Here is a 25,216-nt window from a genome sequence, read left to right on the forward strand (position 1 = left end):
TACGGCCAGGGTACCCAGGACGAACGGTGACTGATCATCCGATCGGGTGACGAACACACCGGCGGGCTCACCCCGCGTCCGCCGTCACCCAGCCCGGCAGGGACTCGCGGCGCTTCAGCCACGCCTCCGAGACGCTGGCCGTGCCGGTACGTGCGCCGACGATGCCCGCGGTGATGGCACAGGTGGTGTCCACGTCGCCGAAGCCCTCGGCGGTGGCCCACAGCGCGGAGACCAGGTCGTCGGTGTGGCGCGCGGCGGTCCAGACGGCGAACGGGACGGTGTCGTCGGCGCGGATCCGCCCGCCGCTGCCCAGGGCGTCGGCGGCCCGCCCGGGCTCGGTGGAGAAGGGGAGGTCGTCCGCTCTCAGCAGTCCGTCCCGTACCGCGCCGGGCGGGGTGGCCTCCGCGACGGCGGCGATGGTGAGCCGGGCGCGGGCGGCCAGCGCGGCGGCGACCGCGACGGCGACGGCCCCCGCGACGGCCTGCGGATGCGCGTGGGTGACCCGGGCGGAGACCTCGGCCTGCGCGACCGCGCGTTCGAGGTCGTCGCAGAACCACGCGCCGAGCGGGGCGACCCGCATCGCCGCGCCGTTGCCGAGGCTGCCTTCGCCGCCGAACAGGGCGGGGGCGAGCTCCGGCCAGCGCTCGGGGTGCTCCGCGTAGTGCGGGAGGAGTTCGTGCATCCCGGCTCCGTAGCCGCGTCCCGGGTCGGCCGCGTATCCCTGGCCGAAGGCCCCGGCGAGGGCCGTCGGGTCGACCTCCCCGTGCTCCTCCAGGACCCTCAGCACCCCGAGCGCCATCGCGGTGTCGTCGGTCCAGCGCCAGTCCTTCTCCTGCGGCATACGGCGGGCCCGGACCTCCTCGTAGGCCTGCTGGCGCTCCCGGAACAGCGGGAACCAGCGCTCACCGAACGCGTCCCCGAGGGCTAGCGCTTCGAGGCTGTCACGTGCGGCGGCGCGGCGGTCCGCGGGGGCGAGGGCTTCGTTCATGGCGTCATGTTGCCAGGTGATCGTCCCGTCGCGCCTTCGCTTCCGCCCCAGGGGTTCGCCTTCGCTCGCGCCCCGGAGTTTCCTGTGCCGGGCGCACTTCGTTCCTGTGCCGTCGCTCGGTGGTTTCGCGCAGTTCCCCGCGGGTCGCCTTCGCTCGCGCCCCGGGGTTTCCTGTACTGGGCGTACTTCGTTCCTGTGCCGTCGCTCGTGGGTGCGCAGTTCCCCGCGCCCCTTTGGGGCGCCCGCTCGCTGTTTCCGTTCGGGTGCGGGTCGCCTTCGCCCGCGACCCGGGGTTCCACACCTCGCCGCAATTGCGCCTGTACCGGTTCCCCGTGGGTGCGCAGTTCCCCGCGCCCCTGGGTAGTCGGGGCCCTGCGTACTTGTTCCTGGACGGGTACTCCGGGCTGGGCGTACTTGTTCCTGGACGGGTAGCGGGGTTGACCCTTACGTGGGGTCAGGGGTGAGGGTCCGGGGTGTGGAAGAGCATCTGAGTGTGGGACGTGTGGCCGGGCTCGCCGGGGTGACCGTCCGCACCCTGCATCACTACGACCGGATCGGCCTCGTACAGCCGTCCGCGCGGACCCCGGCCGGGTACCGGGCCTACGCGGCGGGTGACGTGGAGCGGCTTCGGGAGGTGCTCGCCTACCGGCGGCTGGGCTTCGGGCTGCGTGAGATCGCGGAGCTGGTCGACGACCCCGCCACCGACGCGGTCGCCCACCTGCACCGACTACGCGGACTGCTCCTGGAACAGCGCGACCGCGCCGCCGCCATGGTGACCGCCATCGACAAGGAACTGGAGACACGGGCCATGGGGAAACGAACGACACCGGAGGAACAGCTGAAGATGTTCGGCGCACAGCTGTACGAGACGATCGGCTCCGCCTATCCGGCGACACGGCGCACCGAACCCCGGATCGCCGCGCGGGTCTGGGACGCGCTCGGGGACGCCAGGACCGTACTGAACGTAGGAGCCGGTACCGGCTCCTACGAGCCCCCGGACCGTGACGTCACGGCGGTGGAACCCTCAGCGGTCATGCGGGCGCAGCGCCCCCCGGACGCCGCGCCGTGCGTGGCCGCCGCCGCGGAAAAACTGCCCTTCGATGACGGGTCCTTCGACGCCGCGATGGCCTTCAGCACCGTGCACCACTGGCGGGACCCGATCGCGGGGCTGCGCGAGATGCGGCGCGTGGCCCGCCGCGTCGTGGTGTTCACCCACGACAGCAGTGACAGCGGCTGGCGTCAGCGGTTCTGGCTCACCCGTGACTACCTGCCCGAGATCACCGGCCTCGTCGCCGGCCGCCCCTCCGTGGACCGTCTGGCCGACGCGATCGGAGCCCGTAGGCAACCGGTGCTCATCCCGTGGGACTGCGCCGACGGCTTCCTGGAGGCCTATTGGCGCCGACCCGAGGCCTACCTGGAGGAGCATGTCCGCCGCGCGGTCTCGGTGTGGACCCGGGTAGGACCGCAGGCCGAACAGCGGGCGGTGCACCGCCTCCGCGACGACCTCTCCTCCGGCCGCTGGACCGAACGCAACCGCGAACTCCTCGCCCTGGACACAGCGGAACTGGGCCTGCGCCTCCTGGTGGCCGAGTGAGCCACCTCCCGCAGTCGCCCGGCTACGGAAGGGGGTGGGCGGGAATCTCTGCCCGCAGACTCCGACGCCACCAATACAGCCACTGAACGCCCGTACCGAGCGCGTTGGAGCGAGGACGGAGAATCCCGACCGGCCCCGACCCGAAGAACCCACAGGACGCGCCCCAAAGGGGCGCGGGGAACTGCGCAAAAGACGAGGGCAGGCCCGCACCCGGCCGACAACACCAGACAGGCAGCGCCCCCACAGGGGCGCGGGGAACTACGCAAACCCACCGAGCGACGGCACAGGAAACAAAATACGCCCAGCACAAGAAACCCGGGGCCGAGGCCGGACGACCCGCACCGGAGAACCGGTCAAGGCGCCCCCGCCAGAACAAGTGGGACACTACCCCCGTGCGCAGCGAGAACACCCCCTTCGTCGGCGGACCCCTGGACGGCCGGGTCCTCCCGGTCCTCGTGGGACCCACCGGCCACCCCCCGAAGATCTACCGCGTCCCCGTCCCGGCCCCGACGGAGGACACCCCGCCGACCGTCCACATCTACCGCCGGGTCTCCGTCGTGGCCGGACGCCGCCTCCCCCTGCACAGGGGGTGGCGCTACGAGTACGACCCGGACGGCGACCCCGGCGGTCCCAAGTGGCCGTGGAGCAGACGCGCCACCCCCGGCCGCCCGCCCGGGTGACCCCGTTGCTCCGAACCGCCCAGCCCCCCGCGCGCGATCCCGTACCCCCGCTGATGCTCGCCCTGCGGGGCGCACCGGCCGCCCCCTGCGCGGAGGTGACGACATGTCAGGAACACGGACACACAAGGCGCGCACGGCGACCCTGGCCACCCTGCTGGCGGCCGGACTCCTCGCCCCCGGAGCCCCGGGCACCCCAGGCACCGGCACCGCGTCCGCCGCGCCGAGCGCACCAGGCACACCCGGCACACCCCCCGTACCCGCGGCCCCGGCCGCCCCTGCGGCCCCAGCCGCCCCCGCACCGGACCGCTCCGTCAGCGCCCTCCTGACGGACCTTCAGCGGCTGTACCGGGAGGCGGGCTCGGCCACCGCGCGCTACCGCGCCACCGACGAGGAACTGAGCCGCCGCCGCGACCGCGTCGGCACCCTCCAGCGCCGGCTCGCCGACGCCCGCGGCGCCCTGCACACCAGCCGGGGAGCCGCGGCCCGCCTCGCCCGCCAGCAGTACCGCGGCGCCGACAGCCTCTCCCCGTACCTGCGGCTGCTGACGGCCCGCAGCCCCCGCCAGCTCCTCGACGAGAGGTACATCCTGGCGCGGGTGTCCCAGCACCGGGCCGCGGCGGTGGACCGGCTCACCGGGTCCGAACGGACCGCGGACGGTCTCGCGAGCGCGGCCCGCGCGGCACTGGACGAACAGCAGACCCTCGCGGCACGCCACCGCGAGGAGCGGGACGCCGTCACCGGGAAGCTCGACGAGGTCGAGCGACTGCTCGCCTCCCTCACCCCCGAGCAGCTCGGCCGGCTGGGGCAGCTGGAGTCCGCGGGGGCCGAGGCCGGCACCCCGCGGGAGTTCGTGGAGTCCGGGGCGCTCGCCGGACCGCAGGCGAGGTCGGCCGCGCCCTCCGCGACCGGTGAGGCCGCGCTGCGCTACGCCGTCGGGCAGATCGGCAAACCGTACGAGTGGGGAGCGGTGGGCCCCACCGCGTTCGACTGCTCGGGGCTGACGTCGAAGGCGTGGGCGGCGGCCGGTGCCGGTATCCCCCGGACCAGCCAGGAGCAGTGGAACGAGCTGCGCCGGGTACCGCTGGGCGCGCTGCGCCCCGGGGACCTGGTCGTGTACTTCCCGGGCGCGACGCATGTGGCGCTCTACCTCGGGGGCGGCCGGGTCGTGCAGGCCCCGCGCCCCGGCGCGAAGGTCAAGGTGTCACCCGTCGCGGCGAACCCCGTGCTCGGCGCGGTGCGGCCGGACCCGGACGAGCCCGCGATGACGGGCTACCGCCCACCGGAGCTGCCGTCCGGGGCCGACGCGGGTTCCGACGCGGGCTACGACTCCACGACGGCCCCGTGAGCACCCGGCGAGCACCGGGTGGACGGCCCCCTGAACGCCCCGTGCGGCCGCCCCGGACGGGACGGCCGCACGGACCGGCGGAAGCAGGCGGCCTCAGGGACCCGATCAGCCCGACAGGGAAGCCAGGTACGCCTCGGCCTTCTCGGGCTCGAAGAAGAAGTTCTCGAAGTCCGACGGGTCGTTGAACCCGTTGGCGAACCGGTCCGCGACCGGCTGGAGCGCGCCCGCCGCGCCGATCAGGTTCAGCACGTGCTCCGGCGGCGCGCCGAGCATCGCGTTGGTCCACTTGGTGACGTGCTGCGCCGTCTGCCAGTAGCGCTCGAACGTGGCGGTCATCCACGTCTCGTCGAACTCGCCGTCACCGTGGGCCACGATCGACTCCAGGTACGACGCCGCGCACTTGGACGCCGAGTTGGAGCCCTGCCCGGTGATCGGGTCGTTGGCGACGACGACATCGGCGACGCCCAGCACCACGCCCCCGCCGGGCAGCCGCCCGACCGGGTTGCGGACGGTCGGGGCGTAGCGCCCGGACAGCGTGCCGTTGGCGTCGGTCAGCTCGGCCTTGGTGGCGCGCTCGTACTCCCACGGCGTGAACCGCTTCATCAGGTCCAGGGTGAGCGCGAGATGCTCCGAGGGGTCCTTGACGCCCTTGAAGGCGTCGAGGGGTCCGCCGGGTATGCCCTCCCAGAACAGGATGTCGGCGCGGCCGGACAATGTCAGCGTCGGCATCACGAACAGTTCGCCGACCCCGGGCACCAGGTTGCAGCGGACCGCGTCGTAGTCGGGGTGCTCGGGGCGGACCCCGAGACCGTGGACGTAGGCGACGGCGAGCGCGCGCTGGGGCTCGCTGTACGGGGAGCGGGAGGCGTCCCGGCCGAACATCGAGACGAGTTCGCCCTTGCCCGCTGACACGAGTACGAGGTCGTAGGCGCGGGAGAAGTAGTCGAGGTCGGAGACGGCGGCGCCGTGGATGACGACGCGGCCGCCGCGCTGCGCGAAGGTCTCCATCCAGCCGGCCATCTTGATCCGCTGGTCGACGGACTGCGCGTGTCCGTCGAGCTGTCCGACCCAGTCGATGACCCGTGGTCTGGCGCCGCCCGGGTCGTCCTCGGGGGCGGGTCCCGCGACGGAGACCCCGAGGCCCTTGATCTTCGGGGCCTGGGACTCCCAGAAGTTGACCTGGAGATCGCGCTCGTGCTGGAGCGCGGTGTGGAACATGCACTGCGTGGACATGACCCGGCCGGACCGGATCTCGTCCGCGGTGCGGTTGGACATCAGGGTGACCTCGTACCCCTGGGACTGGAGGCCGAGGGCGAGCTGGAGACCGGACTGACCGGCACCGACTATGAGTATTGTCCGCATACGGATGTTCTCCTGTTGAACCACGTGAGCCAGTGAACGACGGGAACAGCTGGGGATCTCCCGGGCCGTGTCCCGCGATTACGCGGGGCTGGACTCCAGGGCTTGGCGCACCACGGCGAGCAGGGTCTCGACCACCGATATCCGGTGCCGCGCGTCCATGATGAGGATCGGCACATGCGGCGGCACGGTCAGGGCGTCACGCACGTCCACCTCGTCGAACCGCTCGCTGCCGTCGAAGTGGTTGACGGCGACGATGTACGGCAGACCGCAGCTCTCGAAGTAGTCGAGCGCGGGGAAGCATTCGTCGAGCCGCCGGGTGTCCGCGAGGACGACCGCGCCGATCGCGCCGCGCACCAGGTCGTCCCACATGAACCAGAAGCGCTGCTGCCCCGGGGTGCCGAACAGGTACAGGACGAGGTCGTCGTCCAGGGTGATGCGGCCGTAGTCCATGGCGACCGTGGTGGTGGTCTTCTCCGGGGTCGCGGAGAGGTCGTCCGTCCCGACGCTGGCCTCCGTCATCAGGGCCTCGGTCTGGAGCGGTTCGATCTCCGAGACGGCCTTGACGAGGGTGGTCTTGCCGACGCCGAAGCCGCCCGCGACGACGATCTTCGTGGCGACCGGGGCGCGGGTGCGGTCCCGCTGCCACGCCTTGAGGGGTTCGCCGTCGGTGTCGGCGGACGGCAGTGGTTCAGAGACGACGGAGTCCACTCAGCACCCTTTCCAGCAGCGCGCGGTCCGGCTGGCCCGTTCCGTGACCCGTTCCGTATACACGGATCTTGCCCTGGTCGGCCAGGTCACTGAGCAGGACCCTGACCACGCCGAGCGGCATCTTCAGCAGCGCGGCGATCTCGGCCACCGTCCGCATCCGGCGGCACAGTTCCACGATGGCCCGCATCTCGGGCATGACCCGGGTCGCCAGCGAGCCGTTGGCGAGTTCGAGGCGCTCGTCGGGGGCCTCGATGGCCGCGACGAACGTCTCCACGAGCAGGACGTGCCCGAAGCGGGTCCGTCCCCCCGTCAGCGAGTACGGACGGACCCGGGCCGGCTTCCTGTCGGAGCCGCGCACCGGGAGCCTGGTGGACGGCGCGGCGAGGCCGGCGTCGTCACCGTTCGCGGCGGCGTCGCCCGTACGCGAGGGACCGGACGCGGTCACTGGGCGCTCCCGGGGGTACGGAGCGGCGTCCGGGGCTCACGCGGCCGGGGCACCTCGGCGTACTCACCGGGGGCCGGCGGGTCGGCGGCGCCCCGGGACTCCAGCGACTGGCGCAGCTCGCTGCGCAGTTCGGGGGTCAGGACATGTCCGGCGCGTCCCACGAACAGGGCCATGTGGTAGGCGATGACGCTCATGTCGCAGTCCGGGGTGGCGTGCACCCCGAGGAGCGAGCCGTCGCTGATGGACATCACGAAGAGGCTGCCGTCCTCCATGGCCACCATGGTCTGCTTCACCCCGCCGCCGTCCATCAGCTTGGCGGCGCCGAGGGTGAGACTGCCGAGACCGGAGACGATGGTCGCGAGGTCCGCCGACGAGCCCTTGGGCCCGGCGGGCCGACCGGCCGTGCCGGACGCGTCGGCGCCGGTCGCGCCGGGGTCGCTTCCGCCGGGGCCGGTTCTGCCGGGGTCCGAGGAGAGCAGCAGCAGCCCGTCCGACGAGACGACCGCGACGGACAGGAGTCCGGGTACCTCCTCGACCAGATTCGTCAGCAGCCAGTGCAGGTTGCGTGCCTCACGGCTCAGTCCGTATCCACCGGTGGCACCGGAACGTGCCTGGGCGGATGTACTGACACCGGGCGATGTGCTGGGCGCAGTCAACTGCTTCCCTCCTCGACTGTGTCCCCCACTGTTTCCCCACCGCGGCCCACCGACTCCGCCGGGGCGGGGCCGATCTCGGCCTCCACGTCCCGGCGGCCGGCCGCGGCCCCCTGATGAAAGCCCCCGAGCTTGCGCCGCAGGGCGTCCGCGTCGACGCCCCCTCCTGCGGGCCTCGCCACGGTCACGGGCTCACTGATCCTAGGCGTCCGCTTGGGCAGCCCCTTGTCCGTCACGCGTGTCCCGCCCGGGATGTTCCCCTGAACAGCGGTCCGCGCGGTCGGTCCCGCGGGTGCGCCGGGCGCCGGTGCCTCGTCGTGGGCGCGGGTGTGATGACCGTGTTCGTCACCGGCCGCTCCGCCCACCGGTGCCTCGTCCGGGCCCCCAGCCCGCTCGGACACCGTTTCCCCGCCGGACTCCCCGTCGCCGTCCCGGAAGAGGTCTTCCCCGGTGCGGTGTTCCTGTTCCTCGCTGCGGTGTTCCCCGAAGAGGTGTTCTCCGGTGTGGTGCTCCCCGGGATGGTTCCGGGGGTGGTCGGACAGGGATTCCGCTTCCGTGTCGGAGCGCGGTTCCACGTAGGACTCCGGGTCCGCGTCCAGGTCCAGGTACGGGTCCAGGTCCGCGTGGATCTGCGCGTCCGGCACCCACTCCGCTTCCGCTCCCGATTCCGCTCCCGATTCCGTCACCTGTTCGGTGTCCGGCGGCGATGGCGGGGCGATCAGTTCCATCGTCGTCTCGGAGTGGCGTACGGCGGTCTCGGCCGCGGCGATGAGGGGGTCCCCTTGAACCGCTCGGCCGCGCAGCACATTGGAGTTGGCCTCGGCCTCGGAGCCGGGCAGCCGCAGCGCGGGCGCGGCGCCCGCGGCGAGCGGCGGCACCGCCGTGGCGGCGGCCGGTTCGGCGGCGAGCATCCCCTTGGGCAGCACGGCGACCGCGGTGACGCCGCCCTGCTTCTGCTCCCGCAACTGGACCCGCACACCGTGCCGGTGGGCGAGCCGCGCCACCACGTAGAGCCCGAGACCGAGACCTTCGTCGCTCTCCGGTCCGGCGGTCAGGTCGGCGGGGTCGAACTCGGAGAGCCGCAGGTTCAGTTCCCGCAGCCGCTCGGAGGTCATCCCTATGCCCTCGTCCTGGACGGACAGCATGACCTCGCCGTTCTCCAGCAGCCAGCCGGACACCTCGACGGAGGCGTCGGGCGGGGAGAACGATGTCGCGTTCTCCAGGAGTTCGGCGAGCAGATGGCTGAGGTCGTCGGCCGCGAACCCGGCGATATGGACGTGCGGCGGCAGCGAGGTGATCCGTACCCGCTCGTAGCGCTCGATCTCGCTGACGGCGGCCCGTGCCACATCGACCAGCGGTACGGGGCCGGGGTGGTGGTGGCCGTGGTCGGCCCCGGCGAGGACCAGCAGGTTCTCGCTGTGGCGGCGCATGACGGTGGCGAAGTGGTCGAGCTTGAAGAGGGTGGAGAGCCGGTCCGGGTCCTGTTCCCGGTCCTCCAGGCCCTCGATGACGGCGAGCTGGCGCTCGACGAGTCCGAGGGTGCGCAGGGCGAGATTGACGAAGGTGCCCTGGATGCTGTGGCGGACCCGCCCGAGATCGGCGGCGGCCCGGTCCAGCTCGGCGCGGAGTTCGGCCGTGCGGTCGGCCATCGACTCGCGCTCGCCGATCAGATGCCTGCGGTCGCCCTCCAGGGTGGCCAGCCGCTCATGCAGCGCGACGGTGTGCGCGTGCAGGGCGTTGACGGAGTCCACGGCCTGGGCGAACTCGTCGTTGCGGCCGGTGAACCGTACGGGTTCCTCGGCGGCCGGGTCGGCGGCGAGCCGGGCGGAGCCGATCCGCAGCACGGCGAGCGGCCGGGTCAGCGAACGGGCCATGCCCATCGAGACGCCGACGGCGAGGAGTAGCAGGGCGCCGATGACGCCGACCCGGATCTCCAGCTCGGTGACGGCGTCGTCGCGGAGCTGTTCGAGGCGGTCGACGCGGGCGGTGGCCAGGGACGCCTCGACCCCGCGCATCAGATCGATCCGGGAGGACAGCGCGGCGGCGACCTTCTTGGTGTCGATCTCCAGGTCGTCGTCGCTGAGCCGGGCCTCGTCGGTGAGCCGGTTCAGATACCGCTCGGCGGCGGCGGTCTCGGCGCCGTTGACGGTGGAGTCGTACGAGGCGAGGTCGGCGGCGGGCGCGACATCGCGGAAGTCCGCGAGGGCGGCGGTGGAGCGGTGCTGGGCCTGCTGGGCGGCGCCGCTGAGTTCGAGGCGCTTCCTGGCGTCCGCCGCGGACTCGTCGGGCACGGTCTCCATGAGCCCGGTCGTCTGGTTGAACTCGGTGGTGGTGGAGCGGGGGACGGCGAGCGCGGCGAGCAGCAGACCACGGGCGGCCGACGCCTGCTCGACGGCGCGGTCGAGGTCGGCCAGCGACCGGGCGCCCGGGGCGGCGGCGGGCGGGGTACGCACGGCGACGTCCTCGGCGAGCCGGTGCAGCTCGGTGATGACCTTCGCGTACGCCTGATGGGCGGCGAGGGCTTCGCTCTTGCCGGTGAGCGCGGCGCGGCGGGCGGCGGCGACGGCGTCGAGGTCGGTGCGCAGGGCGGCGGGCGCGCCGGCGCGCAGCTCCTGGATACGGCGGTCGACGCGGGCGCTGCGCTGCTCGGAGAGTCCCTTGCCGTCGGGGCGTCCGGCGGCGATGAAGGCGATGACCTCGTCGCGCTCGTCCGCGAGGGCGTGGGCGAGGGAGATGCCCTGGTGGGCCCGCTCGGCGGCGGTGACGAGGTTCTGCGCGTCGTTCAGCTCGCTGGAGGAGGCGAGCAGGGCGGGAGCCCCGGCGCCCGCGATGGCGGCGGCGACGACGGTGACGGAGATGAGGAGCCGGTTGCGCACCCGGGCGCGGCGCTTGCGCTTGCCCTTGGGGGCGGCGGGCGCGGGCGCCGGTACGGGGTTCGGCACCGGGCCGGGCCCGGGGTTCGGCGGGGTGCCGCCGGGTCCCGTGGGTCCGCCGCCCTGGCCGCTGGGTCCGCCGGGGCCCGCGGGGGCGCCCGGGGGGGTGGAGGTGCCAGGAGGTACGGAAGCACCACCGGTCGTGCCGGGCGCCCCGGGCGGTACGGGGGCGCCGGACGTTCCGCGCGGTTCGAACGTTCCGGGCAGGCCGGACATGCCGGGGGTCCCGGTCCGCACCGAGGTGCCCGGGGTCCCAGGTGTGGCGGGTGACCCGGGGGGGTACGGGGCTACCGCACCCTGCTCCGGGGCCGACTGCCCGCCTTTGCGCCGAGGCCGCATCTTCTGCACCGGTGCTCGCATTCTGACTCGACTACCCACGTTTCCGGCACTCATGGGTCCGGATGATGCACCGTCAACCCGCCGGGTCCGCCGCATACGGCTCCAGACCATTCCAGCGCCCGTGGGGAGTGGACGCGCATCGCCGGACCGGCCACCCGAAGGAGTGAACATCGACCGGGAGTTGGGCGGCAAGTTCCTGGGGCACGCGCCAGGCGCCCTGTCCGGTGCGCCGGTTGGACGTGATCGGCGGGGTTTGGCAAGATGCCCCACCACGAGTCGGCGGAACAGATCATTCCCGAGCAAATCAGGCAGGTGACCGGTCGGTACGGTCGTCGCGCTGTCGACCGCCGGTCACCTCTGCGTAACCCCCGCCACCGATTCGTGGGCATCGGTGGGGGCTCGTGCAGACTGACCCGATGCGCATCGAAATCGCCACGGCACCCGGTGACCCCGCACGACCCAACGAGGACTTCGCCTCGGTGGCGGTTCCCGCCTCCGGACAGGGCGGGACGCTGGTCGTGCTCGACGGGGTGACGCCACCCGCGGGGGAATACGGATGCCGGCACTCCGTTCCCTGGTTCACCGCGCGACTCGGGGGCGCACTCGGTGAACTGTCCGTTTCGCGGGCAGATCTGACGCTGCGGGAGCTGCTGGGCGACGCGATCCGCAGGACCGCGGACGCTCACCGCGACACGTGTGACCTTTCTCACGTGCGAACCCCACAGGCAACGGTGGTCCTCGCGCGATGGGACGACGAACGGGTCGAGTACCTCGTGCTGTCCGATTCGGTACTGCTGGTCGAGGACGCGGACGGGGCGGTGAGCGCGGTGCTGGACGACCGGCTCGACCGGATGCCCCGGGAGACGTTGCGGTCCGTCGGGGCGACGGACGGGGAGCTGCGGAACAAGGAGGGCGGCTTCTTCACCGCCGCCGCCGATCCGGACGTGGTCCGGCGGGCCGTCGTCGGGGAGCTGCCGCGGGAGCGGGTGCGGACGCTCGCCGCGATGACCGACGGGGCGTCGCGGTGGGTGGAGCGGTTCCGGTTCGGGGGGTGGGGGGAGTGTCTCTCCTTGCTGCACAAGGAGGGGGCGCAGGCGTTGGTGGACGCGGTGCGGGAGGCCGAGCGGGGTGGTCCCCCCTCGCGGGGCAAGCGGCACGACGACGCAACGGTCACCTACGTAGCCCTCTGACCCCGTCCGCCCCTCTACGGTCCCCGTGCCCCCGGGGTTCCCCACCTGAGCGCACTTGCCCCCGTCCGGGTCGCTCGTGGGGTGCGCAGTTCCCCGCGCCCCTGAGGTCGCGCCCCTTCCGGTTCCCGTTCGGCTGCGGGTTGCCCGTGGTTGCTCGCGCAGTTCCCCGCGCCCCTGGATGCTGCCCCCTTGCGGTCGCTTCTTCGGGTGCGGGTCCGCCCTCGTCTTCGCGCAGTTCCCCGCGCCCCTGGGGTTCCACACCTGGACGTACTTGTTCCCGTGCGGGTACGGACGTGGGTGCGCAGTTCCCCGCGCCCCTTTGGGGGCGCCCCTCTCCTCGCGCAGTCGCCCGGCTGCCGAAGGGGGTGGGCGGGACTCTCTGCCCGCAGACTCCGATGCCCTTCAGTCGGGCAAGGGGGACGTCCGACCGAGCGCGTTGGAGCGAGGACGGAGAATCCCGACCGGCACCGACCCGAAGAACCGGCCGGACGCGCCCCAAAGGGGCGCGGGGAACTGCGCACAACCACCGAACGACGGCACAGGGACAAGCGCGTCCAGCAGGAACGAGAACCGTCCCGCACCCGAAGAGCGACGAACAGAGGCAGCATCCAGGGGCGCGGGGAACTGCGCACAACCCACGAGCGACGGCACAGGAACGAAGTGCGCCCAGCCGGACGAACCTGGGAAGCGCAAGCGAAGGCGACCCGCAGGGAACCGCGAAACCACCGGGCGACAGCACAGGAACAAGCGCGTCCAGCCGGACAGACCTCGGGGCGGCAGACGTCAAGACTCCGTGGAGCGGTTCAGCCGCTGAAGGAGGCGGGCCAGCTCGGCCACCTCCGCCGGCGCCCAGTCGGCGAGCTGACTGACGTAGCGGGCCCGCCGGGCCGCCCGCACACGCGAGACCCGCACCCGCCCCGCCTCCGTGAGCCGGATCAGCGAGGCCCGCCCGTCCGCGGGATCGGGCTCCCGCGTGACGAGCCCCAGCTCGTCCAGCACCTTCAGCTGCCGGCTCATCGTGGCCTTGCCCACCCCCACGTACCCCGCGAGATCGGTCGCCCGCTGCACCCCGCATTCGTCCAGTCGGACCAACAGTCCGTAGGCCCCGGGTTCCAGTTCCGGATGCACCGCGCGGGCGATCTCCCCGGACGAGGCCCGGGCCCGCCGCAGAATCACCGTCAGCTCGCGTTCGAGCGCGAGGAACTCCCGGGCCACCCCGCCGTCCCCGGTCCCCGTACCGCTCCCGCCCTGATCCGCGCCTGCGTCCATGCCCCGTCTTCCCGCTGCTGAAGGTGCTGTCCGTACCGCCGGGCACGACCCTCGCCGCGGCCCCGCCAGTATTTCGCAGGTGCGCGGGTGGCCGTGGCGGCCCGGACCCCGACAGGCGCCGGGCCCCGCGCGGCCGTAGTCCTGGTAGCTGACACCTCACCACCGCACCAGGCAGACGAAAGGCACCGAACATGCACCGGACCCGCACCCGCCGTATCACCCGGCCGGCCCCCTTCGCCCTGTTCGCGATGGCCCCACTGCTCGCGATAACCCCGCTGCTCGCGGTCCACCCGGCGTCGGCCGGGACCGCAGCGGCCGACGACCCGGCGGTACCGCCCCGCGGCTCCGCCTGGATGGGCATCGGGGTCCTCGCGCACGACGGCGAGGACGGGCGGCCCGTGGAGGGCCGCGCGGCCCGGACCGAAGGCGTGGACGTGAGCAGCCATCAAGGCGATGTGGCGTGGCCGACGCTGTGGGACAGCGGCGTCAGATGGGCCTATGTGAAGGCCACCGAGGGGACGTACTACAAGAACCCGTACCACCCTCAGCAGTACAACGGCTCGTACGACGTGGGGATGATCAGGGGCGCCTACCACTTCGCGACACCGGACACCACGAACGGCGCCACCCAGGCCGACTACTTCGTGGACAACGGCGGCGGCTGGTCGGGCGACGGACGGACCCTGCCCGGGGTGCTGGACATCGAGTGGAACCCGTACGGGGACGCCTGTTACGGGAAGAGCGCGAGTCAGATGGTGACGTGGATCAGGGACTTCTCGAACCGCTACCGGGCGCGCACCGGCCGGGACGCCGTCATCTACACGGCGACGAGCTGGTGGACCCAGTGCACGGGGAACTCCCCCGCCTTCGGGGACGTGAACCCGCTGTGGATCGCGCGGTACGCGTCGACCCCGGGCACCCTCCCGGCGGGCTGGGCGACGCACACCATGTGGCAGTACACGTCGACCGGCCCGACGGTCGGTGACCACGACTGGTTCAACGGGGCGCTGGACCGGGTCCAGGCCCTCGCGAACGGCTGACCCGCGGCACCCGAACGGCCCTCCCCCGGGGGATGGGGGAGGGCCGTCCGCCTCCGGGGGCGGTCCGGGCGCGTCCGTCACGCCGCGACCGGGACCTCCGGGGCGGTTGTGCTGGTCGCCGGGGCGAGGGCCAGTTCCAGGACCTGGCGGACGTCCGTGACGGGGTGGACGTCCAGCTTGGCCAGGATCTCGGCCGGGACGTCGTCCAGGTCGGCCTCGTTCCGCTTGGGGATCACCACGGTGGTGACCCCGGCCCGGTGCGCGGCGAGCAGCTTCTGCTTCACCCCGCCGATGGGCAGGACCCGGCCGGTCAGCGACACCTCACCGGTCATCGCCACGTCCGTGCGGACCTGGCGTCCGCTGAGCAGCGACGCGAGGGCGGTCGTCATGGTGACGCCCGCGCTCGGGCCGTCCTTGGGGACGGCGCCCGCCGGGAAGTGGATGTGCACGCCGCGGTCCTTGAGGTCGCCGACCGGGAGTTCCAGTTCGGCGCCGCGGGAGCGCAGGAAGCTCAGCGCGATCTGCGCCGACTCCTTCATCACATCGCCCAGCTGGCCGGTCAGGGTCAGTCCGGCCGCGCCGGTCTCCGGGTCGGCCAGCGACGCCTCCACGTAGAGGACGTCACCGCCCGCGCCGGTCACCGCGAGCCCGGTGGCGACACCGGGGACGGCGGTCCGCCGCTCGGCCGGGTCCTGCGCGGACTCCGGCACATGGTGCGGCCGTCCGATGAGCGCGCGCAGCTCGTCACCGGTGACGGTGAACGGCAGCTCACGCTCGCCCAGCTCGTGCTGTGCGGCGACCTTGCGCAGCAGCCGTGCGACGGCCCGCTCCAGGTTCCGTACGCCCGCTTCCCGGGTGTACTCGCCCGCGAGTCCGCGCAGCGCGCTCTCCGCGAGAGTCACCTCGTCGGCGCCGAGGCCCGCCCGCTCCAGCTGGCGCGGCACCAAGTGGTCCCGGGCGATGACGACCTTCTCGTCCTCGGTGTAGCCGTCGAGACGGACCAGCTCCATCCGGTCCAGCAGTGCCTCCGGGATGGACTCCAGGACGTTCGCGGTGGCGAGGAACACCACATCGCTGAGGTCCAGCTCGACCTCCAGGTAATGGTCCCGGAAGGTGTGGTTCTGCGCCGGGTCCAGGACTTCGAGGAGGGCCGCGGCCGGGTCGCCCCGGAAGTCGGAGCCGACCTTGTCGATCTCGTCGAGGAGGACCACCGGGTTCATCGACCCGGCCTCCTTGATCGCCCGCACGATCCGTCCGGGCAGCGCCCCGACGTACGTACGGCGGTGACCGCGGATCTCGGCCTCGTCCCGGACGCCGCCGAGGGCGACCCGGACGAACTTGCGGCCCATGGCGTGCGCGACGGACTCGCCCAGCGAGGTCTTGCCGACCCCGGGCGGGCCGACGAGCGCCAGCACGGCGCCGCCACGGCGTCCGCCGACGACCCCGAGGCCGCGGTCGGCGCGCCGCTTGCGCACCGCCAGGTACTCGGTGATGCGTTCCTTCACGTCCGCGAGGCCCGCGTGCTCGGCGTCCAGCACGGCGCGGGCGCCCTGGATGTCGTACTGGTCCTCGGTGCGCTCGTCCCACGGCAGCTCCAGGACGGTGTCCAGCCAGGTGCGGATCCAGCCGCCCTCCGGGGACTGGTCGCTGGACCGCTCCAGCTTGTCGACCTCCTTGAGCGCGGCCTCCCGGACCCGCTCCGGCAGATCGGCGGCCTCGACCCGGGTCCGGTAGTCGTCGGACTCGTCGTCGGTGCCCTTCTCGCCGTTCAGCTCGCGCAGTTCCTTGCGGACCGCTTCGAGCTGGCGGCGCAGCAGGAACTCGCGCTGCTGCTTGTCGACGCCCTCCTGGACGTCCTTCGCGATCGACTCCGCCACGTCCTGCTCCGCGAGGTGCTCGCGGAGCTGTTCGGTGGCCAGCTTCAGGCGGGCGACCGGGTCGGCGGTCTCCAGCAGGGTGACCTTCTGCTGGACAGTGAGGAACGGTGAGTAACCGGAATTGTCGGCGAGCAGGGACACGTCCTCGATCTGCTGGACGCGGTCCACCACCTGCCAGGCGCCGCGCTTGCGGAGCCAGCTGGTCGCGAGGGCCTTGTATTCGGTGATCAGTTCGGTGATCGCGCCGGGCAGGGGGTCGGGGACGGTCTCCGTGACCTCGGTCCCCTCCACCCACAGGGCCGCGCCGGGGCCGGTGGTGCCCGCGCCGATACGGACGCGGGAACGGCCGCGGATCAGGGCGCCCGGGTCGCCGTCGGCGAGGCGGCCGACCTGTTCCACCGTGCCGAGGACGCCGGTGCTCGCGTAGGCGCCGTCGATACGGGGGACGAGGAGCAGCCGGGGTTTGCCGGGTGCGGAGCCCGCGGCGGCCTGTGCGGCGTCCACCGCGGTGCGTACATCGGGATCGTTCAGGTCCAGGGGGACGACCATGCCGGGCAGGACGACCTCGTCGTCGAGCGGCAGCACGGGCAGCGCGAGCGGGGTGCCCTTGGAACCAGCGGACTCAGTAGCCATGATCTCCCCTTCGGCATTCAAGTTGAGCTATGTCGACTCAATGCATGGCGCTCCGCGAATGTTCCCGGGGTGGTGTTCGCCCTCAGCGATCCGCCTTCGCTTGCGCTTCTCAGGTCCGTTCGGCGCGGCGCACTTGTTCCTGTGCCGTCGCTCAGGTCTGTCCGGCTGAGCGCACTTGTTCCTGTGCCGTCGCTCGGTGGTTTCGCGGTTCCCCGCAGGTTGCCTTCGCTTGCGCTTCCCAGGTCTGTCCGGCTGGGCGTACTTCGTTCCTGTGCCGTCGCTCGGTGGGGTGCGCAGTTCCCCGCGCCCCTTTGGGGCGCGTCCGGTTGGTTCTTCGGGTCGGTGCCGGTCGGGATTCTCCGTCCTCGATCCGACACGCTCGGTAAGCCGTTACGTTGCCCGACTGAAGAGCATCGGAGTCTGCGAGCAGAGATTCCCGCCCACCCCCTCCCGCAGCCGGGCGAGTCCGCGAGGAGGGTGGTTTGAACCCCGACCCCGGTCGCTGAGAGTCCGCAGCCGGACGACAGCCCCAGGTGGGCGCCCCCAAAGGGGCGCGGGGAACTGCGCAAAAGACGAGGGCCCACCCGCACCCGAAGCGCGACCGCAACGGGGCAGCACCCAGGGGCGCGGGGAACTGCGCGAGCAACCACAGGCAACCCGCACCCGAACGGGAACCGCAAGGGGCGCGACCTAAGGGGCGCGGGGAACTGCGCAAACGAGGGCGACCCGCACCCGAAGAGCGACCGCAATGGGGCAGCACCTCAGGGGCGCGGGGAACTGCGCACCCCCGTCCGACCCGCACGGGAACGAGTACGTCCGGGTGGGGAACCCCAGGGCGCGGGGAACTGCGCAAAAGACGAGGGCCCACCCGCACCCGAAGAGCGACCGCAACGGGGCAGCACCCAGGGGCGCGGGGAACTGCGCGAGCAACCACAGGCAACCCGCACCCGAAGCGCGACCGTAATGGGGCAGCACCTCAGGGGCGCGGGGAACTGCGCACCCACGGACGACGGCACGGGAACAGGTACGCCCAGGTGGGGAACCCCAGGGGCGCGGGGAACTACGCACCCCGCGGACGACGGCTCAGGGGGCCTCGGGGCGCGGGCGAGGGGGGGCCTGGGGCGGAAAACCGGGGCGGTGGGGTGGGGGGATCGACAGGATGGGGGGATGGCTCCTCTGATGGACGGCGACAGCGCACTCGTACTGGACCGCAGGACCGGCCCCCACGGCGAGGTGGCCCTGCGCAGACAGGGGCACCTGCTCCAGATCATCGCGAACGGCTGCTTCCTGATGGACACGTCGGACGGCCGCTCCGAGCGGCTTCTGGTGGACGCGGCGCGGGACGCGCTCCCCGGCGCGGGAGGCCACAGCCTGCTGCTCGGAGGGCTCGGCGTCGGCTTCTCGCTGGCGCACGCCGCCGCGGACCCCGCGTGGCGCTCCGTGACCGTCGTGGAGCGCGAGGCGGCGATCATCGACTGGCACCGGGCGGGCCCCCTCGCCGAGGTCTCCGCGACGGCTCTCGCGGACCCCCGTACCGAGATCCTGCACACCGATCTGCTGACCCATCTGAGGACCGCGGACCGCTCGTACGACGCCCTGTGCCTGGACATCGACAACGGACCCGACTGGACGGTCACCGAGGACAACGACGGGCTGTACACCCCGCAGGGCCTCGCGCTGTGCCGTGCGCGTCTGGCGCCCTCCGGCGTACTGGCCGTGTGGTCGGCTCGGCCGTCGCCCGATTTCGAAGGAACATTGCGGAATTCCGGGTTCCAAGGGGTCCGTACCCATGAAATCCCGGTCGCGAGGGGCGTACCGGACGTCGTGCACCTCGCGATCAGAGCTGGATAGCCCGCACACGCTCCGTGCCTCTAGTCTGCTGACCGGCGCGCGGACCATGTGCGTGCCATGCACAGCCATGGGATCACCCCACGGATTCCGAACAGCTCAGTCAGGGGCGGGCGATGGAGCACACACACACCTCGCAGCAAGGTAGTACCCAGCCGGCGGGGGCGGGCGCCCAGCGTCGGGTGCTGGTGGTGGAGGACGACCCGACGATCGTCGACGCGATCTCCGCCCGGCTGCGCGCCGAGGGATTCCATGTGCAGACGGCCGGTGACGGGCCCGCGGCCGTGGACACCGCCCAGGCGTGGCAGCCCGATCTGCTGATCCTCGACGTGATGCTGCCGGGCTTCGACGGGCTGGAGGTGTGCCGCCGGGTCCAGGCCCAGCGGCCCGTGCCCGTCATGATGCTCACCGCCCGCGACGACGAGACGGACATGCTGGTCGGGCTGGGGGTCGGCGCGGACGACTACATGACCAAGCCGTTCTCGATGCGGGAGCTGGCCGCCCGCGTCCATGTACTGCTGCGCCGGGTCGAACGCGCCGCGCTCGCCGCGACCACCCCCCGCAGCGGCACGCTCCGGCTCGGGGAGCTGGAGATCGACCACGCCCAGCGGCGGGTCCGGGTGCGCGGTGAGGACGTGCATCTGACGCCCACCGAGTTCGATCTGCTGGTGTGCCTGGCGAACACCCCGCGCGCGGTGCTCTCCCGGGAGCAGCTGCTGGCGGAGGTGTGGGACTGGGCGGACGCCTCCGGCACCCGGACGGTGGACAGCCATATCAAGGCCCTGCGCCGCAAGATCGGCGCGGAGCGCATCCGCACCGTGCACGGTGTCGGGTACGCGCTGGAGACCCCGACGCCATGAGCGGCCCCGCCGGTCGGCCCGGCCCGCATCTGACGGACGGTACGACGGGCGAGGCGGCGGGACTCGGTCCCGGCTCCGAGAAGCTGCGTCCGTTCTCGATCAAGACGAAGCTCGGCACGCTGGTCGTGGTGTCGGTGTTCATCACGACCGGGCTGCTGATGATCGCGGTGCGCACCGAGACGGAGCTGCGGTTCATCACCGTGTTCTCGGTGATCGCGACGCTGCTGATCACCCAGTTCGTGGCGCACTCGCTGACCGCGCCGCTGGACGACATGAACACGGTCGCCCGGTCCATATCGCACGGGGACTACACCCGGCGGGTGCGCGGCCACGACCGCAAGGACGAGCTGGGCGATCTCGCGACGACCATCAACCGGATGGCCGACGACCTGGAGGCCCAGGACCGCCAGCGCAAGGAACTCGTGGCGAATGTCTCGCACGAGCTGCGGACCCCGATCGCGGGGCTGCGGGCGGTGCTGGAGAACGTGGTGGACGGGGTCTCGGCCGCCGACCCGGAGACCATGCGCACGGCGCTGAAGCAGACGGAGCGCCTCGGCCGGCTGGTGGAGACGCTGCTGGACCTGTCCCGCCTGGACAACGGGGTCGTACCGCTGAGGGCGCGCCGTTTCGAGGTGTGGCCGTATCTGTCGGGCGTGCTGAAGGAGGCGAACATGGTGGCCTCGGCGCGGGCCGGGATCGCCTCGGGTTCCGGCAGTCACACCCGTACGGACGTGCATCTGCATCTCGATGTGTGGCCGCCGGAGCTGACCGGGCACGCCGATCCCGAGCGCATCCACCAGGTGGTCGCCAATCTGATCGACAACGCCGTGAAGCACAGTCCCCCGCACGGCCGGGTCACGGTGAAGGCCCGCCGGGGCACCGGCGCGGAGTCCCTGAGCCTGGAGGTCATGGACGAGGGGCCCGGTATCCCCGAGTCGGAGTGGCACCGGGTGTTCGAGCGCTTCAACCGGGGCCCCTACACCGACCCGGCGGGCGCCGTGGGCGGGGCGGCAGGCGGGCCCGGGGGGCCGCGGCCGGCGCCGCCGGGGCCCGGGGGCAGTGACGGCGGTACGGGGCTGGGGCTGGCGATCGCGCGCTGGGCGGTGGATCTGCACGGGGGCCGGATCGGGGTCGCGGAGTCGGCGCGGGGTTGCCGGATCCAGGTCATCCTTCCGGGGCTGTCACGAGGCCAAGGTTGACGTAGGGTTCGAGTCGACAGGCCAAGATCGTCGGGCTCGGGTGGCGGACGGACACGTTCCGCCCACCGTCCGGTCGGGTTCCGCCTCCGGGTGGCGCACGCGCGGACTGACACGATCCAGCACGGTCGGCCGCCGGACGACGCGGTGTCCTCACCCGTCCGTCGTGCTCCGGCGTGCCCTGACGTCCACCGCGCCACAGGCGAACCACGGTTGTTTCCCGCCATTTCGAACCCTGAAACACCCCTTCCAGTGTGACTTACGCGACGGATCAGCTGCCCCGCCTGCACTCCTGGCCCCGCAAGGCGTAGCCTTAATTCCCGCTGTCCATCATCTTGTGAAGCGGAAGAGGGCGGTTGCCGCCGTGTCGTCACAGTCCCCCAGTAATTCGAGCTCCCCCAGCCTTCGGCCAGGAGGCGCCCCCACAACCGAACGAGCAGGGCAGGGTCAGGACCCCGCCGCTGCTTTCGGTGCCAATGAGTGGCTCGTCGACGAGATCTATCAGCAGTACCTCCAGGACCCGAACTCGGTAGACCGCGCCTGGTGGGACTTCTTCGCCGACTACAAGCCGGGGGCAGCTGCCACCCCGGTCCCGGCGGATACCGCGGCCCCCGGTACGCAGGCTGAGAAGCCCGCCGCCGTGAGCCCGGCCGTCCCCAGCGCGTCGCCCGCACCCGCGGCCAAGGCTCCGGCCACGCCCGCGGCCCCGGCGAAGGGCGCCACCGCACAGGGTGCCCCCGCCGCGCCGCAGGCCAAGCCCGCCGCGTCCGCTCCCGCGCCCGCCAAGGCCGCTCCGGCGAAGGCGGCACCCGCCGCCGAGCAGGCGCCGGCCGCGGAGGCACCCGCGGGGCCGGAGTTCGTCACGCTGCGCGGCCCGTCGGCCGCTGTCGCGAAGAACATGAACGCCTCGCTGGAGGTGCCCACGGCCACGTCCGTGCGCGCCGTGCCGGTGAAGCTCCTGTTCGACAACCGCATCGTGATCAACAACCATCTGAAGCGCGCCCGGGGCGGGAAGATCTCCTTCACCCACCTCATCGGGTACGCGATGGTGCAGGCGATCAAGGCCATGCCGTCGATGAACCACTCCTTCACGGTGAAGGACGGCAAGCCGACGCTGGTCAAGCCGGAGCACATCAACTTCGGCCTCGCCATCGACCTCGTGAAGCCCAACGGTGACCGCCAGCTGGTCGTCGCGGGCATCAAGAAGGCCGAGACCCTGAACTTCTTCGAGTTCTGGCAGGCCTACGAGGACATCGTCCGCCGCGCCCGTGACAACAAGCTCACGATGGAGGACTTCACCGGCGTCACGGTCTCGCTGACCAACCCGGGGGGCCTCGGTACGGTCCACTCCGTGCCGCGGCTGATGCCGAACCAGTCGGTGATCATGGGCGTCGGTTCCATGGACTACCCGGCGGAGTTCCAGGGCACGTCCCAGGACACCCTGAACAAGCTCGGTATCTCCAAGGTCATGACGCTCACGTCGACCTACGACCACCGGGTCGTCCAGGGTGCCGCCTCCGGCGAGTTCCTGCGGGTCGTCGCGAACCTCCTGCTCGGCCAGGAGGGCTTCTACGACGAGATCTTCGAGGCGCTGCGCATCCCCTACGAGCCGGTCCGCTGGCTCAAGGACATCGACGCCTCGCACGACGACGACGTCACCAAGGCCGCCCGGGTCTTCGAGCTGATCCACTCCTACCGGGTCCGCGGCCATGTCATGGCCGACACCGACCCGCTGGAGTACCGCCAGCGCAAGCACCCCGACCTGGACATCACCGAGCACGGTCTCACCCTGTGGGACCTGGAGCGGGAGTTCGCGGTCGGCGGCTTCGCGGCCAAGTCGATGATGAAGCTGCGGGACATCCTCGGGGTGCTCCGCGACTCGTACTGCCGCACCACCGGCATCGAGTTCATGCACATCCAGGACCCGAAGCAGCGCCGCTGGATCCAGGACCGGGTCGAGCGTCCGCACAGCAACCCGGAGCGCGAGGAGCAGCTGCGCATCCTGCGCCGGCTGAACGCCGCCGAGGCGTTCGAGACGTTCCTCCAGACCAAGTACGTCGGTCAGAAGCGGTTCTCGCTGGAGGGCGCCGAGTCCGTCATCCCGCTGCTGGACGCGGTCATCGACTCGGCGGCCGAGTCCCGGCTGGACGAGGTCGTCATCGGGATGGCGCACCGCGGCCGGCTGAACGTCCTCGCGAACATCGTCGGCAAGTCGTACGCGCAGATCTTCCGGGAGTTCGAGGGCAACCTCGACCCGAAGTCGATGCACGGCTCCGGCGACGTGAAGTACCACCTGGGCGCCGAGGGCACCTTCACCGGTCTCGACGGCGAGCAGATCAAGGTCTCGCTCACCGCGAACCCCTCGCACCTGGAGGCCGTCGACCCGGTCCTCGAAGGGGTCGCGCGCGCCAAGCAGGACATCATCAACAAGGGCGGTACGGACTTCACGGTCCTGCCGGTCGCCCTGCACGGTGACGCGGCCTTCGCGGGCCAGGGTGTCGTGGCCGAGACGCTGAACATGTCGCAGCTGCGCGGTTACCGCACGGGCGGCACGGTCCACATCGTCATCAACAACCAGGTCGGCTTCACCGCCGCCCCGGAGTCGTCCCGCTCGTCGATGTACGCGACGGACGTGGCGCGGATGATCGAGGCGCCGATCTTCCATGTGAACGGCGACGACCCCGAGGCCGTCGTCCGGGTGGCGCGGCTCGCGTTCGAGTTCCGTCAGGCGTTCAACAAGGACGTCGTGATCGACCTCATCTGCTACCGCCGCCGCGGTCACAACGAGTCCGACAACCCGGCGTTCACCCAGCCGCTGATGTACGACCTGATCGACAAGAAGCGCTCGGTGCGCAAGCTGTACACCGAGTCCCTGATCGGTCGCGGTGACATCACGCTGGAGGAGGCCGAGCAGGCGCTCCAGGACTTCCAGGGGCAGCTGGAGAAGGTGTTCACGGAGGTCCGTGAGGCCACCTCGCAGCCGTCCGAGGTGCCGCTGCCCGAGCCGCAGGCCGAGTTCCCGGTCACGGTGAACACGGCGGTCTCCCAGGAGGTCGTCAAGCGGATCGCCGAGTCGCAGGTCAACATCCCCGAGCGGGTCACCGTCCACCCGAGGCTGCTGCCGCAGCTCCAGCGCCGTGCGGCGATGGTGGAGGACGGCACGATCGACTGGGGCATGGGCGAGACCCTCGCCATCGGCTCGCTGCTGATGGAGGGCACCCCGGTGCGGCTGTCCGGCCAGGACTCCCGCCGCGGCACCTTCGGCCAGCGGCACGCGGTGCTCATCGACCGGGAGACCGGCGAGGACTACACCCCGCTGCTGTACCTGTCGGAGGACCAGGCCCGTTACAACGTCTACGACTCCCTGCTGTCGGAGTACGCGGCGATGGGCTTCGAGTACGGCTACTCGCTGGCCCGTCCCGAGTCCCTGGTGATGTGGGAGGCGCAGTTCGGTGACTTCGTGAACGGCGCGCAGACGGTGGTGGACGAGTTCATCTCCTCCGCCGAGCAGAAGTGGGCCCAGACCTCGGGTGTCACGCTGCTGCTGCCGCACGGTTACGAGGGCCAGGGCCCGGACCACTCGTCCGCCCGCCCGGAGCGGTTCCTCCAGCTCTGCGCGCAGAACAACATGACGGTCGCGATGCCGACCCTGCCGTCGAACTACTTCCACCTGCTGCGCTGGCAGGTCCACAACCCGCACCACAAGCCGCTGGTCGTCTTCACCCCGAAGTCGATGCTGCGGATGAAGGCGGCGGCGTCGAAGGCGGAGGAGTTCACGACGGGCGGCTTCCGTCCGGTCATCGGTGACACCCGTGCCGAGGCGTCGGCGGTCCGCAAGGTCGTCTTCTGCGCGGGCAAGGTGTACTACGACCTGGAGGCCGAGCGGGTCAAGCGCGACATCACCGACACGGCGATCATCCGTATCGAGCGGCTGTACCCGCTGCCGGGCAAGGAGCTCCAGGCGGAGATCTCCAAGTACCCGAACGCCGAGAAGTACCTGTGGGCCCAGGAAGAGCCCGCGAACCAGGGTGCGTGGCCGTTCATCGCGCTGAACCTGATCGACCACCTCGACCTGGCGGTCGGGGCGGACATCCCGCACGGTGAGCGGCTGCGGCGGATCTCCCGTCCGCACGGTTCGTCGCCCGCGGTGGGTTCGGCGAAGCGGCACCAGGCGGAGCAGGAGCAGCTGGTCCGTGAGGTGTTCGAGGCGTAGCGCCTCTCCCCGGCGACGGTCGGGGTGACCGGGGCCCGGTGCC

The 25,216-nt window shown here is 71.9% G+C and carries 17 protein-coding genes; 9 read left to right on the forward strand and 8 right to left on the reverse strand.

All coding sequences use genetic code 11. From position 1 onward, the window contains the following. Nucleotides 1-67: 67 nt before the first annotated feature. Nucleotides 68-988 carry an ADP-ribosylglycohydrolase family protein gene (locus tag OG711_RS12775; RefSeq protein ID WP_329559296.1) on the reverse strand — a complete coding sequence of 307 codons (921 nt, stop codon included), beginning with the start codon at nucleotides 986-988 and terminating at the stop codon, nucleotides 68-70. A gap of 475 nt (nucleotides 989-1,463) precedes the next feature. Between OG711_RS12775 and OG711_RS12780 the strand changes: the two genes are divergently transcribed. The 3 genes from OG711_RS12780 to OG711_RS12790 all read left to right on the forward strand — a co-directional run bounded on the left by OG711_RS12780 (nucleotide 1,464) and on the right by OG711_RS12790 (nucleotide 4,607). Next, nucleotides 1,464-2,582, forward strand: coding sequence for a MerR family transcriptional regulator (locus OG711_RS12780; RefSeq protein WP_329559297.1), 1,119 nt, complete (start codon nucleotides 1,464-1,466; stop codon nucleotides 2,580-2,582). 392 nt (nucleotides 2,583-2,974) lie between these two features. Further along, nucleotides 2,975-3,262, forward strand: a complete 288-nt coding sequence (locus OG711_RS12785; RefSeq protein WP_073784895.1) for a hypothetical protein — start codon at nucleotides 2,975-2,977, stop codon at nucleotides 3,260-3,262. A gap of 103 nt (nucleotides 3,263-3,365) precedes the next feature. Beyond that, nucleotides 3,366-4,607, forward strand: a complete 1,242-nt coding sequence (locus OG711_RS12790) for a C40 family peptidase (protein ID WP_329559298.1) — start codon at nucleotides 3,366-3,368, stop codon at nucleotides 4,605-4,607. A 105-nt stretch (nucleotides 4,608-4,712) separates the two neighbouring features. Here OG711_RS12790 and OG711_RS12795 read toward each other — a convergent pair whose 3' ends face one another. The 5 genes from OG711_RS12795 to OG711_RS12815 all read right to left on the reverse strand — a co-directional run bounded on the left by OG711_RS12795 (nucleotide 4,713) and on the right by OG711_RS12815 (nucleotide 10,924). Continuing rightward, nucleotides 4,713-5,969 (reverse strand): styrene monooxygenase/indole monooxygenase family protein, encoded by a 1,257-nt coding sequence (locus OG711_RS12795; RefSeq protein WP_073784891.1) that lies wholly within the window; start codon nucleotides 5,967-5,969, stop codon nucleotides 4,713-4,715. A gap of 78 nt (nucleotides 5,970-6,047) precedes the next feature. Continuing rightward, the gene (locus tag OG711_RS12800; protein ID WP_073784889.1) at nucleotides 6,048-6,677 is read right to left on the reverse strand and encodes a GTP-binding protein; all 630 of its coding nucleotides are present in this window, start codon (nucleotides 6,675-6,677) and stop codon (nucleotides 6,048-6,050) included. After that, nucleotides 6,658-7,035: a DUF742 domain-containing protein gene (locus OG711_RS12805; RefSeq protein WP_073785657.1), complete on the reverse strand. Its 378-nt coding sequence runs from the start codon at nucleotides 7,033-7,035 to the stop codon at nucleotides 6,658-6,660. Before OG711_RS12805 ends, OG711_RS12800 begins: the two co-directional genes overlap by 20 nt. Before the next feature lie 83 nt (nucleotides 7,036-7,118). Beyond that, on the reverse strand, nucleotides 7,119-7,703 hold the full coding sequence (locus tag OG711_RS12810) for a roadblock/LC7 domain-containing protein (RefSeq protein WP_329563775.1): 585 nt from the start codon (nucleotides 7,701-7,703) through the stop codon (nucleotides 7,119-7,121). Nucleotides 7,704-7,774: 71 nt separating this feature from the next. Next, nucleotides 7,775-10,924 carry a sensor histidine kinase gene (locus OG711_RS12815; protein WP_329559299.1) on the reverse strand — a complete coding sequence of 1,050 codons (3,150 nt, stop codon included), beginning with the start codon at nucleotides 10,922-10,924 and terminating at the stop codon, nucleotides 7,775-7,777. Between the two features lie 539 nt (nucleotides 10,925-11,463). On the opposite strand from OG711_RS12815, the gene OG711_RS12820 reads away from it, so the two are divergent. Then, a complete protein-coding gene (locus OG711_RS12820; RefSeq protein ID WP_073784887.1) occupies nucleotides 11,464-12,237 on the forward strand; it encodes a protein phosphatase 2C domain-containing protein in 774 nt (257 codons plus the stop codon). Between the two features lie 783 nt (nucleotides 12,238-13,020). On the opposite strand, the gene OG711_RS12825 is transcribed toward OG711_RS12820, so the two are convergent. After that, nucleotides 13,021-13,506, reverse strand: coding sequence for a MarR family winged helix-turn-helix transcriptional regulator (locus tag OG711_RS12825; protein WP_073784885.1), 486 nt, complete (start codon nucleotides 13,504-13,506; stop codon nucleotides 13,021-13,023). A 248-nt stretch (nucleotides 13,507-13,754) separates the two neighbouring features. Between OG711_RS12825 and OG711_RS12830 the strand changes: the two genes are divergently transcribed. Continuing rightward, a complete protein-coding gene (locus OG711_RS12830) occupies nucleotides 13,755-14,546 on the forward strand; it encodes a lysozyme (protein WP_107499182.1) in 792 nt (263 codons plus the stop codon). Nucleotides 14,547-14,623: 77 nt separating this feature from the next. Here OG711_RS12830 and lon read toward each other — a convergent pair whose 3' ends face one another. After that, nucleotides 14,624-17,056 (reverse strand): endopeptidase La, encoded by a 2,433-nt coding sequence (lon, locus tag OG711_RS12835; protein ID WP_329559300.1) that lies wholly within the window; start codon nucleotides 17,054-17,056, stop codon nucleotides 14,624-14,626. Between the two features lie 1,167 nt (nucleotides 17,057-18,223). Between lon and OG711_RS12840 the strand changes: the two genes are divergently transcribed. From OG711_RS12840 to OG711_RS12855, 4 genes are all read left to right on the forward strand, one after another. Then, nucleotides 18,224-18,907 (forward strand): spermidine synthase family protein, encoded by a 684-nt coding sequence (locus tag OG711_RS12840; RefSeq protein WP_329559301.1) that lies wholly within the window; start codon nucleotides 18,224-18,226, stop codon nucleotides 18,905-18,907. Nucleotides 18,908-19,020: 113 nt separating this feature from the next. Next, nucleotides 19,021-19,764 (forward strand): response regulator transcription factor, encoded by a 744-nt coding sequence (locus OG711_RS12845; RefSeq protein ID WP_329559302.1) that lies wholly within the window; start codon nucleotides 19,021-19,023, stop codon nucleotides 19,762-19,764. Then, entirely contained in the window at nucleotides 19,761-20,963 is a 1,203-nt protein-coding gene (locus OG711_RS12850) for a HAMP domain-containing sensor histidine kinase (protein ID WP_245876634.1), read from the forward strand. The genes OG711_RS12845 and OG711_RS12850 overlap by 4 nt, the downstream gene beginning before the upstream one ends. 361 nt (nucleotides 20,964-21,324) lie before the next feature. After that, nucleotides 21,325-25,173, forward strand: coding sequence for a multifunctional oxoglutarate decarboxylase/oxoglutarate dehydrogenase thiamine pyrophosphate-binding subunit/dihydrolipoyllysine-residue succinyltransferase subunit (locus OG711_RS12855; protein ID WP_073784877.1), 3,849 nt, complete (start codon nucleotides 21,325-21,327; stop codon nucleotides 25,171-25,173). Nucleotides 25,174-25,216 lie beyond the last annotated feature (43 nt).

The sequence above is a fragment of the Streptomyces uncialis genome, assembly GCF_036250755.1.
In the GTDB taxonomy this organism is placed as follows: Bacteria; Actinomycetota; Actinomycetes; order Streptomycetales; family Streptomycetaceae; genus Streptomyces; species Streptomyces uncialis.

Excerpts from the sequence above, each read along its gene's own strand:
- OG711_RS12830 (WP_107499182.1), top strand. The coding sequence starts at position 13,755 with ATGGCCCCACTGCTCGCGATAACCCCGCTGCTCGCGGTCCACCCGGCG.
- OG711_RS12825 (WP_073784885.1), bottom strand. The coding sequence starts at position 13,506 with ATGGACGCAGGCGCGGATCAGGGCGGGAGCGGTACGGGGACCGGGGAC.
- OG711_RS12845 (WP_329559302.1), top strand. The coding sequence starts at position 19,021 with ATGGAGCACACACACACCTCGCAGCAAGGTAGTACCCAGCCGGCGGGG.
- OG711_RS12795 (WP_073784891.1), bottom strand. The coding sequence starts at position 5,969 with ATGCGGACAATACTCATAGTCGGTGCCGGTCAGTCCGGTCTCCAGCTC.
- OG711_RS12790 (WP_329559298.1), top strand. The coding sequence starts at position 3,366 with ATGTCAGGAACACGGACACACAAGGCGCGCACGGCGACCCTGGCCACC.
- OG711_RS12820 (WP_073784887.1), top strand. The coding sequence starts at position 11,464 with ATGCGCATCGAAATCGCCACGGCACCCGGTGACCCCGCACGACCCAAC.
- OG711_RS12815 (WP_329559299.1), bottom strand. The coding sequence starts at position 10,924 with ATGTCCGGCCTGCCCGGAACGTTCGAACCGCGCGGAACGTCCGGCGCC.
- lon (WP_329559300.1), bottom strand. The coding sequence starts at position 17,056 with ATGGCTACTGAGTCCGCTGGTTCCAAGGGCACCCCGCTCGCGCTGCCC.
- OG711_RS12775 (WP_329559296.1), bottom strand. The coding sequence starts at position 988 with ATGAACGAAGCCCTCGCCCCCGCGGACCGCCGCGCCGCCGCACGTGAC.
- OG711_RS12840 (WP_329559301.1), top strand. The coding sequence starts at position 18,224 with ATGGCTCCTCTGATGGACGGCGACAGCGCACTCGTACTGGACCGCAGG.
- OG711_RS12850 (WP_245876634.1), top strand. The coding sequence starts at position 19,761 with ATGAGCGGCCCCGCCGGTCGGCCCGGCCCGCATCTGACGGACGGTACG.